This window comes from Pseudomonas silesiensis (genome assembly GCF_001661075.1).
Lineage (GTDB): Bacteria > Pseudomonadota > Gammaproteobacteria > Pseudomonadales > Pseudomonadaceae > Aquipseudomonas > Aquipseudomonas silesiensis.
This window is the reverse complement of record NZ_CP014870.1, coordinates 3,915,507-3,927,744: the sequence shown is the minus strand read 5'-3', so window position 1 is coordinate 3,927,744 and position 12,238 is coordinate 3,915,507. Positions and strand designations below refer to the sequence as shown.

The window sequence follows — 12,238 nt, the reverse complement described above, 5'->3', positions numbered from 1 at the left end:
AGGACCTCGGAGGACTCTCGGGCCCCTTCGCTGGCAAGTCGAATCGTCGCACCGCAGCTCCTTGGGAATGCGTATCACGTTGGAGACAGTGTTCATGACAGTCAAGCAGATCCGCGCCTTCCTCGCCGTGGCCCAGAGCCTGAGCTTTGCCGTGGCCTGCGAGCGTTTGCACCTGTCGCAGTCGGCGTTGAGCCTGACCATCAAGGCGCTGGAGGAGGGCCTGGGCGGGCGTTTGTTCACCCGCAACACGCGCAATGTGGCATTGACCCCGGAAGGCGAATCGCTGGTGCCACTGGCGCGGCGACTGATTGCCGACTGGGACAATGCCGAGGACGAGCTGCGCCAGCGCTTCACCCTGCAGCGGGGTCGCGTGACCCTGGCGGCCATGCCTTCGTTTGCCGGCAACCTGCTGCCGCCGATCCTCAAGACGTTCCGCGCGCGCTATCCCAAGGTCAACGTCACCGTGAACGACGTGATCAACGAGCAAGTGCTGGAAATGGTACGTGACCGCCAGGTGGAACTGGGGGTGGCGTTTGAACCGATGCAGAGCTCGTCGCTGGCATTCACGCCGTTGTACATGGACCGGTTTGTGGCGGTGGTGCCCCATGATTGCGCGTTGGCGGAACTGGGCGACATCGACTGGCAGACGTTGCTGAAGGAGCCGTTCATTACCTTGCAGCGACCGTCGACGGTGCGGGTGATGCTGGAAGAACACTTGCAGGCCCGGGGCATGAAATTGCCGGTGGAGTTTGAAAGCCATCAGTTGGCGACGGTCGGAAAAATGGTTGCCAGCGGGTTGGGCGTAAGCGCGGTGCCGGCGCTGTGCGCGGGGCAGATGCGCGAGCTGGGGGCGCGGTGCATTACCTTGCGCGATCCGGTGGTGGAGCGGGCGATCGGGGTGTTGACCAAACCGGGTGGGGAACTGTCGGCGGCGGCGCAGGCGTTGTTCGATATTCTCAAAGAAGAAAACCTGGGCGAGCGCCTGTCTTCACGATAAACACAATACCCTGTGGGATAATCAGGGGGAGAGGCGCTGAGTCAGCAACGGCAAAAGCTGTTCGCACGAACCCTCAATTTTCAAATCCAAGATGTCATCCGCCCGGGTCTTGCCCAGGTTGATCGCCAGCAACGGCTTGCCCTGATCCGCCACCGCCCGACACAACCGAAACGCCGAAAACGCCATCAACGAAGACCCGACCACCAGCAGTCCAGCCGCTTTTTCGACCGCCGCCATGGCCTTGGCCGCCGTTACCTGCGCCACATTTTCACCAAAAAACACCACATCCGGCTTCATCCGCTCTCCCGCGCAGTGCGGGCAATGGGGCACCTGGAAGCGCGCCTCGAACGCCGCATCGAGCAGGGTGTCGCCATCCGGTGCTTGCACGGCGTCCACCCCGGCGAGGTACGGATTCTGTGCCTCCATCAATTGCTGGATCGAATCCCGCTCGCTGCGCTGGCCGCAGTCCAGGCACAACACCCGGTGCAGGCTGCCATGGAGTTCGATCACGTCGTGGCTGCCGGCCTGGTCGTGCAAGGTGTCGACGTTCTGGGTGATCAACCCGCCAATCTGCCGGGCGCTTTGCAGGCTGGACAAGGCTTCGTGGGCCTCGTTCGGCCGGGCCTGGCGCACCCGTGGCCAGCCCAGCATCGCCCGCGCCCAATAGCGGCGCCGGGATTCGGGGGCCGAGAGGAATTCCTGGTACATCATCGGTGACCGGCCACGCCGCACACCCTGGTTGTCGCGGTAATCCGGAATGCCCGACGGGGTGCTGATGCCGGCACCGGTCAGGACCGCAAACGGTCGATCGGCCATCAACTGCTGGAGGCGGTCGAGTTGTTCGCCGATGAGACTGTCGAGCATGTTCAACACTCCATAGGGCCTTGACTGCTTGCAGGGTAGCATTTACGGATCACCCGGACAGGTGGGGCTGCGGGTATGGGCCAACATGGCTCGGTCCACTGTAGGCGCCGCGGTGCGGCGATCCGAGTTGTCAGCGAAAGCGGCCTCACATCCGGCATCGATGTCGGCTGGCCCGCAGCCTTCGCCGGCAAGCCGGCTCCTACAGGTTTTGGCGTTTCCCACCCTTTAGCGGTTAACGGTCAGCCCTCAGCTGTCTGCGGCATCTATTTACGCGCCTCCAGAATCAGGTTGAACGGCGTTTCCGTCGCCCGCCGGAACGTCTTGAAGCCCGCCTCGGTAAAGACCTTGCGCAACCGCGCCTCGCCCGCCTGGGCACCGAGGCCGAGCCCGACTTCCTGGGACAGTGAGTTCGGCGTGCAGATGAAGGTCGAGGCGGCGTAGAACAAGCGGCCAACCGGGGTGATGTTGTCGTCGAGCGAATCGTTGGCGAACGGTTCCACCAGCAGTACCGTGCCGTCCGGTTTCAGCGACTCATAGGCATGCCGCGCCGCGCCCACCGGGTCGCCCATGTCATGCAGGCAGTCGAAGTAGCAGACCAGGTCATAGTCATCGCCGGGAAAGCTTTTTGCCGTGCCCTGGAAGAATCGTGCACGCCCGTGTACGCCGCCTTCTTCCGCGCGCTGGGTGGCCACGGTGACGGAAGGCGCGTGGTAGTCGAACCCGACGAACCGCGAATTCGGGAACGCCTGGGCCATGATCACGGTGGAAGCACCGTGGCCGCAGCCGATGTCCGCGACCTTGGCGCCAGCTTCCAGTTTGGCGACCACGCCTTCGAGTGCCGGCAGCCATTCGGCGGTCAAATGCGCTTTATAGCCGGGCCGGAAGAACCGCTCCGTGCCGCTGAACATGCACGGATGGTGATCGCCCCAGGCGAGGGCGCCATTGCCGCGCATGGCGTTGACCAGCTTGTCCTTGTCATGGAAAAACGACGCGACAACCCCGATACCGCCCGCGACGTAGACCGGCGAGTCTTCGTTCGCCAGCGCCAGGGCTTGCTCTTCGGGCAGGCTGAACTGGCCGTCGCGGTGTTCCATGTAGCCGGAGGCGGCGTGGGCACTGAGCCATTCACGCAGCAAGCGAGTGTTGCAGCCGGTCTTTTCGGCGAGAGCTTCAGGGGTGATCGGCTGACTGTCGGCCATGGCCCGGTACAGCCCGAGTTCTTCGCCGAGGATGACATTGGCCAGCATCGCCGCGCCGCCCATGTCGTTTACCAGTTTACCCATGAAATCATTTAGTCGGGCCTCGTCCATCATGTGTGCTCCTTTGGTGGATCACGGTCCAGAGGCGAGGTTTTTCGAGGCGTTCAGCCCTGGGCGGTGGTCGTGGGAATGACCAGGACGATGAGTACGTCCTGCGTGCACTAAGTTTAGTCCGGCAGAGGTGCACTGCTGACCGGAGCGACGAAAGTCGTTGCGAGCGCAACATCGCGTGTATCCCAATGTATCAATCCACCTTCTCGATACAGTTGCCCTCAATACCGGTGCACTGGCGAACACACCCCGGATACAAACCTGCGATGAACTGTGAAGGTTGTCTGGCGCCCGCAAGCACGGGCTTTCGAGGCAATTTCCTGGTCGTCGCAGCGGGCGGCCGTTTCGCTTCTGATGCCGTTAAGGGGACAATAATGACCACGATCCTGTCTGAACCTGCCTTGAAACACTCTCCCGTCAATCGCCTGCGTGTCGACCAGTACACCAACGGCCTCATCGGCCCGAGCCAGCCTATGCTGGGTCCGCTGGCCGAAGGCGGCACTCTGATCACCGGCACGCCGCCGGGTTGCTGGGGGCCGATGATCACGCCGGCCTTTGAAGGTGGCCACGAAGTGACGCAACCGGTGGCGATTGCCGGGGCCGACATCGGCGACGCGGTGGCGATCAAGATCAAAAGCATGCGCGTCACCTCGCTGGCCACTTCGTCAGGGGTGATGAGTTTCGTTGAAGGGCGTTATCACGGCGACCCGTTCGTCTCCAAGTTCTGCGCCAAGTGCGGCACCGAACACCCGGCCAGTCATGTCGAAGGCATTGGCGAGGACTCGATTCGCTGCAACACCTGTGGCGCCGAAGTCAGCGCGTTTCGCTTCAGCCATGGTTACGTGATCGTGTTCGATGCGCAGAATCAGGTCAGCCTGACGGTCAATCAGGACATCGCCAACCGTTTGGCGGGCAAGGCCAGCGAAATGTCGGCACTGCCGGAATTCGCCGCCCAGCACTCGATCCTGTCCCTGGCCCGCGCCGACATGCCCGGCGTTGCGGCGCACATGCGGCCGTTCCTCGGCAACATCGGCACCACGCCATCCCGTGACTTGCCCGACTCCCACAACTGCGCCGATTTCGGCCAGTACCTGATCGATGCACCCCACCGTTTCGGCATGACCCGCGAAGAGCTGCACGCGGCCAAGACCGATGGCCACATGGACACCAACTCGATCCGCGAAGGCTGTGTCCTGATCTGCCCGGTCAAGGTGCCGGGTGCCGGCGTGTACATGGGCGACATGCACGCCCAGCAGGGCAACGGCGAGATTGCCGGCCATGCCACCGATTGCTCGGGGGAAACCGAAGTGGTGGTGGAGGTGATCAAAAACCTGACGCTGGAAGGGCCGATCCTGCTGCAAAACCTCGACGATTTGCCGCCGATGGCCCGTCCCATGAATGCCGGGCAACAGCAAAAAGTCCGTGAACTGGGCGAGCGCTGGGGCCAGATCGAGATCGAGCAGAGTGGCCCGATCACCTTCATCGGCAGCGGCGAAAACCTCAATGTGGCCGTGGAAAACGGCTTGAAACGCGCGGCCGCAGTCACCGGCCTGCCGTATGACGAAGTACTCAACCGCACGACCATCACGGGCTCGATCGACATCAGCCGCTTGCCGGGCACCGTCCGCGTGACGTTCCTGTGCCCGATGAAGGTGCTCGACCGCATCGGCATCGGCCATCTGGTGCGCGAAAAATACGACCTGGCATAACGCCAAACGGCGGGTTCGTACCACAGTGTGTACAGACCCGCCGACGATACAAGCGCTGCGATTTTCTGCCGCAGCGCAACACAGACTCGATACACCCCTGCGCTTAACTGGGATTCCGTTCCGGCAACCCTTGAGATCGACATCATGCACACCCCCCTCACATCAGCGAAAGCCAGCGTCGGGCTTGGCCTGCGGCGCGGTTTAATGAAAGACCTGCAAGCGGCGCCGATGGGCGATTTCGACTTTCTGGAAGTCGCGCCGGAGAACTGGATCGGCATTGGCGGTGCCCATGGTCATGCGTTGCGGGCCCTGGCCGAGCGCTATCCGCTGTCCTGTCACGGCTTGTCCCTGTCTCTGGGCGGTCCGGCGCCACTGGACGTCGGTTTTCTGCAAGAAGTCCGGGTTTTTCTCGATCACTACAAGGTGCCTCTGTACAGCGAACACCTGAGCTACTGCAGCGACGATGGTCACCTGTACGACCTGCTGCCGTTGCCGTTTACCGAGGAAGCCGTGCATCACGTGGCCGCGCGGATCCGTCAGTCCCAGGACATTCTCGGTCGGCGTCTGGCGGTGGAAAACGTCTCTTATTACGCCGCGCCACAGCAGGACATGGATGAGGTGACCTTCACCAATGCGGTGCTGCGCGAAGCCGACTGTGACCTGTTGCTGGACGTCAACAATGTGTACGTCAATTCGATCAATCACGATTTCGATCCCCAGGCCTTTCTCGCCTGTATCGACTCGGACCGGGTGGTGGCGATGCACGTGGCCGGGCACTTCGATGAGTCCGATACCTTGAAAATCGACACCCACGGCGCTTCGGTCAAACCGGTGGTCTGGTCGTTGCTGGCCCAGGCTTACGACCTGTTCGGCGCGCAGCCGACCTTGCTGGAACGGGATTTCAATTTCCCGGCATTCTCGGAACTGGTGGCCGAATTGCAGACTATCCGCCGCCTGCAAGCCGTGGAGGTGAACCGTGGATAAGCACTCGTTGCATCAGCAGCAAACGACGATGGGCCTTTACTTGCGCGATCCCGAGCATTGCCCGCCACCGGCCGGGATGGACGTGGCGCGGGCCGGGGTTTACCGGGACCTGGTGTTCTCGAACCTGTCATCGTTGCTCGGCGGGACCTTTCCGGTGCTGATCAAGGTGCTTGGGGATGAGCACTGGCGTTCGCTGGTGCGGACCTTCATGCGGGACTACCGCGCGCGCACGCCGAAATTCGGCGAAATCGCCGAGGAGTTTGTCGAGTTCCTCGCGCCTGCCCCGCAAGCCTTGGGCGAAGGGCCGTGGCCGCCGTTCATGGTTGAACTGGCACACTACGAGTGGATCGAGATGGCGCTGCAACAGGTCGAAGCCGAGCCGTTGCCGGCCAGCGATGCCGGGTTGCTGCTGGATCGGCCGCTGCAGGTTTCGCCGCTGGCCTGGCCCTTGGCCTATGCCTGGCCAGTCCAACTGGTCGGGCCCGATTTTCGACCTGAAGCGCCGCCGGTGCAGCCGACGCTGCTGTTGGTGCGTCGGACCGAGGACTGGAACGTGAAGTTTTCCGAACTGAGCCCGCTGGCATGGCGGTTGTTGCAGCGGATCGGCGAGTTCCCCGAACTCGACGGCCGCGCGCAGCTGGAAGGGCTGGCGGTGGAGGCGGGGGCTACCGGGTCGCCTGCGTTCATCGACAGCGGGCTGGCATTGTTGCGGCAGATGCATGGGGAAGGGGTGGTGGGCGTCATCGCCTAGGGCGCAATCGCCCAACCACCACAAATCAATTGTAGGAGCTAGCTTGCTAGCGATGGTCGTCAACGATAACGCTGTAAGCCTGGCACCCCGTGATGTGCTTGAGTTTATCGCGAGCAAGCTCGCTCCTACATTAGGATTTTTCAACGCCCCGCTTTACTACCCGGCAACCTGAGCTCCGCGCACAACCCCCCGCCTTCACGATGACTCAAGGTCAACGACCCCCCGAGCGCCAACGCCAATTGCTGCGCAATCGCCAGGCCCAACCCGGTGCCGCCGGTGCTGCGGTTGCGTGAATTTTCCACGCGGTAGAACGGCTCCATCACATGGGCCAGTTCCGCTTCGGCAATCCCGGGGCCACGGTCCATCACCTTCACCGACAAACTGCCGTCTGCCTTGGACTCCACCCACAATTCGGCGGCACCGGCGAACTTCAGTGCGTTGTCCGTCAGGTTCACCAGCACCCGGCGCAAGGCATGGGGCCGGGTGTTGATCACCGCGTCGCTCTTGCCGCTCAGCTGCACGTCCTTGCCCATGTCCTGGTAGTCGAACACCAGGCTGTCGAGGAACGAATCCAGATCGGTGCGGCGACTCTCCTCGGTGGAACCGTGCACGCTGCGGGCATAGGCCACGCCTTCGCGCACCAGGTGTTCCATCTCGCCGAGGTCGTTCCACAGTTTGTCTTTTTCGCTGGAATCGTCCATGAACTCGGCGCGCAATTTCATGCGGGTGATCGGGGTTTGCAGGTCGTGGGAGATCGCCGCCAGCAGTTGCATCCGCTCCTTGAGGTAGGCGGCGATGCGCGCCTGCATGGCATTGAACGCCTTGGCGGCATGGGCGACTTCAGTCGGACCCTTCTCGTCCAGGTGTACTGCGTGGGTATTGGGGTCCAGGGTCTCCACCGCCTGGGCGAGGCGGGTAAGGGGGCGGATGGCGATTTTCACGGCAAGCCAGGTGCAGGCGATCATCAGCGCCAGTTGGCCGAGTAACACCATGGGCAACCACGGCGACAACGGCAGCATCGCCGGTCGCACATCGATGGTTACCGGGCTGCCGTCAGCCAGCTTCAGGTGGACCTGGAAGTGTTTTATCGGCCCGGGAATGTCGGTAACGGTCATCGGGTAATCCTTGCCGATGGCGTCCTTGATCGAGGTCACCGCGATCGGGGTATCGCTCATGGGCATGCCCGGTGAGCCCTCGTCCAGCAAATAGCGGTAATTGCGCCGTTCCAGTTGCTTCAGCCAGCTGGCACGTTCTTCGGCCGGCAAGCGGTCGAGGATGGCGATGGAGGTCGATACGTCGGTTTCCAGGTTGCCCAGCATGGTGTTTTTCGCGCTTTCGTAACGCTCGTAATACTGCGCGCCGAAGGACAAGGCCTGCGCCAGGATCAGGCCGATCAGAAAAATCAGCGACAACCGAGAGGCGAGGGTCCGGGGCCAACGTATCGCCAGGTTCATGACGGCGCACCCAGCACTTCCACCGGCAGGGAAAAGACATAGCCTTCGCTGCGCACGGTCTTGATGTAGGCCGGTTCGCGGGCATCGTCCAGCAAGCGCTGACGCAGGCGACTGACCAGCAAGTCGATGGAACGGTCGAACAGGTCGGCGTCGCGGCCTTGGGTCAGGTTCAGCAACTGGTCGCGATTGAGCACCCGCTGCGGATGATCGAGGAACACCCGCAGCAGCCGGTATTCGGCGCCACTGAGCGCAACCATGGTGCCGTCGTCATCGAGCAGGTGCCGGGCGGATGTATCAAGGCGCCAGCGGCCAAAGGCCAGCAAACGCCCGCTTTCGGTGACCACCAGGTTCGGCGGCAGCATCCGCGTACGACGCAGTACGGCATTGATGCGGGCGAGCAGTTCACGGGCGGCGAACGGCTTGACCAGGTAATCGTCGGCGCCCATTTCCAGGCCGATGATGCGGTCGGTTTCATCATTGCGCGCGGTGAGCATCAGTACCGGGGTGGCCCTGTGTTTGCCGGCGCGCAATTCCCGGCAGAGCATCAGGCCATCGTCGCCGGGCATCATGATGTCGAGCACGATCAGGTCCACCGGCGTGGATTCGAGGAACGCGCGCATTTGCCGCCCATCCGCCACGACCGTGGTGCGCAGGCCGTTCTTCTTGAGGTAGTTGCCTACCAGCTCTCGAATCTCGCGGTCATCGTCCACGATGAGAATGTGATCGACGTGTTCCATGGGGCCAGGCCTCTGTAAACGGGGGATGTCGCGCAGTCTATCGAGCCTTGGCACGCTTGCCCGCAGCCCTTTGTATTGCAGTGTATCTGGTGTGGCGGCGGATACATGCAGACGCAAAAACACTGTTTTTCTGTGGTTTTGTATCGCTGTGTATCAGGGGGCGCCTCTGATACGTATCGATTTACACGCGGCTGTTTTCGACACAGACGAGATACCTCGCGGGCTTCTAATGGGTTCCATCGGGGCAAACCAGGACGCCCCGGCCCAATCAACGATTGACCCATTGAAGCCTTGAGGAAATCACCATGAACACCAAAGCCGTCGTCGCCGCCTGCCTGTTTGCCGCACTGAACATCTGCACCCTGTCGGCCCGTGCCGAAGCGCAGGTCACCCCTGATACCTACACCTACGGCACGCACCTGGACATCAAGAAGGTGATCTCGATGAAACAGGACGCCGCGCCTTCCTGCGGGATTGTAAATGCGCAGCTGACCTATCTGGACTCCGGGAATAAAACCCAGGTCCTGGATTACCGCAAGTTTGCTGATGGCTGCAACGACGACAACTGAGTCTTTCGCTGGCCGATTGCCCAATCCCTTTGCAACAGGAAGAACATCATGAACAACCTTTCGCGCTTTTTGACCGCCGTCGCCTTCACCCTGGCTGGCGCTGCCGCCCATGCCAATGCCGCCGTGGAACAAGGTGGTTGTGGCAGCAGCACCTGCTTCCAGCTGACCCCGGTGGCGAAGCAGGGCGCCGATGCCTTGCTGGCACAGGATGGTTCCGGCCGTACGCCGCAGGGGCAATGGGTAGCGGTTGATGGTTCCAGCCGCACGCCGCAAGGGCAACTGGTTGCAGAGAATGGTGGCAGCCGGACGCCGCAGGGGCAATTGCTGGATAACCAGACTGCCTGAAGCCAGACACTGTTGCTGTGTGAACATGTCCCTGTAGGAGCGAGCTTGCTCGCGATGGTCGTCAACGATAACGCTGGAAGTCTGACACCCCGCGGCGTTCTCAGGTTTTTCGCGAGCAAGCTCGCTCCTACAGAGAATGGCGATATATCGGCCACTCTATTTTCAAGGTGATTCCCATGTTACTCATCGCGTTCCTGGGCGGCATATTGACCGTCCTCAGTCCCTGCATCCTGCCGGTCGTGCCGTTCTTGTTTGCCGGGGTCGACCGCACGCGGTCTTCGATTCTGCTCACCCTCGGGGGCATGGTCCTGACTTTCGCCCTGATCTCCAGCCTGGCGGTGGTCAGCAGCGAGTGGGTGGTGCAAGCCAGCAGCACCGGTCGCCACGTTGCCCTGATCGTGATGGCGTTGTTCGCCCTGTCGCTGATTTCCGCCCGTGTCGGCGGCTGGCTGGCGCGTCCGTTCGTCCTGCTCGGCAATCGCCTCGACCCCAACACCCGCAAGATGTCCGGCCCGCTGGGCTCGGTCATGATCGGCGTCGCCACCGGCCTGCTGTGGGCGCCGTGCGCCGGGCCGATCCTCGGTGTCATCCTCACCAGTGCCATGCTGCAAGGCGCCAACGCCCAGACCAGTCTGTTGCTGGTGGCTTACGGCCTGGGCAGTGCGTTGTCCCTGGGCACCCTGATCTTCGCCGGTCGCGGCCTGGTCAATCGCTTGAAAGGGTCGATCCCGGTCACCGGCTGGTTGCGTCGTGGTGCCGGTGTGGCCGTGCTGGCCGCCGCGGCGGTGATCTCCACCGGTGCCGACAAGACATTGCTGGCCGGCACCTCGTCCGAAGGCCTCGGCAGCCTCGAGAAAGGGGTGCTGGAGACCGTACCGAAAGTGGTCGATTACTTCGTCAGCAAGGTCAAGGCCGACTCGTTGATGGATAACGCCCAAGGTGCCATGCCATCCCTCTCCGGCGCGGTCGAATGGCTCAACTCGCCAGCACTGAGCAACGAATCCCTTAAAGGTAAAGTGGTACTGGTGGATTTCTGGACCTACGACTGCATCAACTGTCAGCACACCCTGCCGTACGTGAAGGACTGGGCCAGGAAATACGAGAAGGATGGCCTGGTGGTGATCGGCGTCCACACCCCCGAATATGGCTTCGAACGCATCATCGCCAACGTCAAGGATCAGGTGAAGAAGCTCGGCATCACCTACCCGGTGGCGATCGACAACAACTATGCGATCTGGCGCAATTTCGACAACCAGTACTGGCCCGCTCACTACCTGATCGATGCCAAGGGCCAGGTGCGTTTCACCCACTTCGGTGAAGGCCGCTACGAGACCCAGGAGAAGATGATCCAGCAGTTGCTGGAAGAGGCCAAGGCCGACGCCAAAGCCCTCCCTCCAGCGGCATGAACCTTGGATCAATGGCTCACAGGCTGCGCGCCGTGGGCCATTGGTTTTTTCTCCTGACTGCGTCGCCACGCTGCCGGGGGGGCGCCGAACTCACGACGAAACGCCCGACTGAATGCCGTATCGGTCTGGTAACCCACTTCCTCGGCAATCCGCATCAATGAACTGTTACTGCTGCGTAACAGGTTCGCCGCCAGCAACATCCGCCACTGCGTCAGGTACTGCATCGGCGAAATCCCTACCAGTAGCTGAAAGCGCTCCGCCAACACCGATCTTGAGGTGCCGGCGGTGCGCGCCAGCTCTTCCAGCGTCCAGGCATGACAGGGTTTATTGTGCAGCGCATTCAGGGCGGCGCCGACGATCCGGTCGTTCACGCCCGCCAGCCAACCGGTCCGGCCTTCGCCCTGTTCGTGCATGTACAGGCGCAACACCTCGATGAACAGCACCTCGGCCAGCTTGGCCAGGACACCTTCGCCGCCAGCGCGGGGCGAGCGAGCTTCGGCCAGCGCGTAACGCACCGAGGATTCCAGCCAGATCCCGGCATTCGAACCACGTACGTTGACCCTCACTATGGGCGGCAACCCGGTCAGCAGCATGCCCGCCAGCCGTGTGTCGCACGCCAGATAGCCGCACACCAGGCGTGTGACCGCGCCACCTCCGCCATAACTCAACTGCCGGGGACGGCGCGCCAGCACCACATCCAGCCGGGAGCCGGTGGCGGGCGGGAGTCCTGGCCTGGAACTCATGCGATGGGCGTCCCCCTGGGGGAACACCACCACGTCGCCAGCCGTCAGCAGAAGGGGCGGGTCAGCACCCAGCTCGACGTAGCACTCGCCTTCGGTAATCAAGTGGAAGATCACCACCCGTTCGGCGCCGGGCTCCAGGAAGGGCGCCGCGGTGTCGGCACTGGGCGACTGGTAGCACCAGGGGGCGGTGAACCTGGCGTTGATGAAGATCGCGCCGACCAGGCGGACGACGCGCAGGGTCTGGGACAGGGCGTCCATGATGGTTTTTCCCCTGTACTCGGATGACGCTTTTCAAGGGTGAGTCTGATTGTGAGCCTGTCGCGGCAGGACGTGAATTCTCCGGACGATCGGACAGGGTTGGCCGACGAT

General features: G+C 62.4%; 12 protein-coding genes and 1 pseudogene. 8 read left to right on the top strand and 5 right to left on the bottom strand.

Translation table 11 applies throughout. The features are described from left to right. Window positions 1–94: 94 nt before the first annotated feature. Window positions 95–997, top strand: a complete 903-nt coding sequence (locus tag PMA3_RS17405) for a LysR family transcriptional regulator (protein ID WP_064678334.1) — start codon at window positions 95–97, stop codon at window positions 995–997. A gap of 21 nt (window positions 998–1,018) precedes the next feature. Here the strand turns inward: PMA3_RS17405 and PMA3_RS17400 are convergent, their stop codons facing one another. Further along, on the bottom strand, window positions 1,019–1,861 hold the full coding sequence (locus PMA3_RS17400) for an NAD-dependent protein deacetylase (RefSeq protein ID WP_064678333.1): 843 nt from the start codon (window positions 1,859–1,861) through the stop codon (window positions 1,019–1,021). A gap of 263 nt (window positions 1,862–2,124) precedes the next feature. Further along, entirely contained in the window at window positions 2,125–3,171 is a 1,047-nt protein-coding gene (locus tag PMA3_RS17395; protein WP_064680736.1) for a class I SAM-dependent methyltransferase, read from the bottom strand. A 374-nt stretch (window positions 3,172–3,545) separates the two neighbouring features. Here PMA3_RS17395 and PMA3_RS17390 point away from each other — a divergent pair, with 374 nt between their 5' ends. The 3 genes from PMA3_RS17390 (at window position 3,546) to PMA3_RS17380 (ending at window position 6,615) form a co-directional block, all read left to right on the top strand. Continuing rightward, entirely contained in the window at window positions 3,546–4,880 is a 1,335-nt protein-coding gene (locus tag PMA3_RS17390; RefSeq protein ID WP_064678332.1) for an acetamidase/formamidase family protein, read from the top strand. A 144-nt stretch (window positions 4,881–5,024) separates the two neighbouring features. Beyond that, entirely contained in the window at window positions 5,025–5,864 is an 840-nt protein-coding gene (locus PMA3_RS17385; protein WP_064678331.1) for an HvfB family MNIO-type RiPP peptide maturase, read from the top strand. Continuing rightward, the gene (locus PMA3_RS17380) at window positions 5,857–6,615 is read left to right on the top strand and encodes an HvfC family RiPP maturation protein (RefSeq protein WP_064678330.1); all 759 of its coding nucleotides are present in this window, start codon (window positions 5,857–5,859) and stop codon (window positions 6,613–6,615) included. The genes PMA3_RS17385 and PMA3_RS17380 overlap by 8 nt, the downstream gene beginning before the upstream one ends. A 140-nt stretch (window positions 6,616–6,755) precedes the next feature. Here PMA3_RS17380 and PMA3_RS17375 read toward each other — a convergent pair whose 3' ends face one another. Further along, entirely contained in the window at window positions 6,756–8,069 is a 1,314-nt protein-coding gene (locus tag PMA3_RS17375) for an ATP-binding protein (RefSeq protein ID WP_064678329.1), read from the bottom strand. Further along, window positions 8,066–8,806, bottom strand: coding sequence for a response regulator (locus PMA3_RS17370; protein ID WP_064678328.1), 741 nt, complete (start codon window positions 8,804–8,806; stop codon window positions 8,066–8,068). The genes PMA3_RS17375 and PMA3_RS17370 overlap by 4 nt, the downstream gene beginning before the upstream one ends. Window positions 8,807–9,111: 305 nt before the next feature. On the opposite strand from PMA3_RS17370, the gene PMA3_RS17365 reads away from it, so the two are divergent. The 4 genes and pseudogenes from PMA3_RS17365 (at window position 9,112) to PMA3_RS17355 (ending at window position 11,126) form a co-directional block, all read left to right on the top strand. Then, on the top strand, window positions 9,112–9,375 hold the full coding sequence (locus PMA3_RS17365) for a DUF2790 domain-containing protein (RefSeq protein ID WP_064678327.1): 264 nt from the start codon (window positions 9,112–9,114) through the stop codon (window positions 9,373–9,375). Between the two features lie 48 nt (window positions 9,376–9,423). After that, window positions 9,424–9,720 (top strand): hypothetical protein, encoded by a 297-nt coding sequence (locus PMA3_RS17360; protein ID WP_064678326.1) that lies wholly within the window; start codon window positions 9,424–9,426, stop codon window positions 9,718–9,720. Between the two features lie 54 nt (window positions 9,721–9,774). Beyond that, window positions 9,775–9,852, top strand: a pseudogene (locus PMA3_RS33655) (outer membrane lipoprotein carrier protein LolA); the annotation flags it as partial. A gap of 44 nt (window positions 9,853–9,896) precedes the next feature. Then, complete coding sequence (locus tag PMA3_RS17355) at window positions 9,897–11,126, top strand: cytochrome c biogenesis protein DipZ (RefSeq protein ID WP_064678325.1); 1,230 nt, start codon at window positions 9,897–9,899, stop codon at window positions 11,124–11,126. An 8-nt stretch (window positions 11,127–11,134) separates the two neighbouring features. Here PMA3_RS17355 and PMA3_RS17350 read toward each other — a convergent pair whose 3' ends face one another. Further along, complete coding sequence (locus PMA3_RS17350) at window positions 11,135–12,127, bottom strand: AraC family transcriptional regulator (RefSeq protein ID WP_064678324.1); 993 nt, start codon at window positions 12,125–12,127, stop codon at window positions 11,135–11,137. Window positions 12,128–12,238 lie beyond the last annotated feature (111 nt).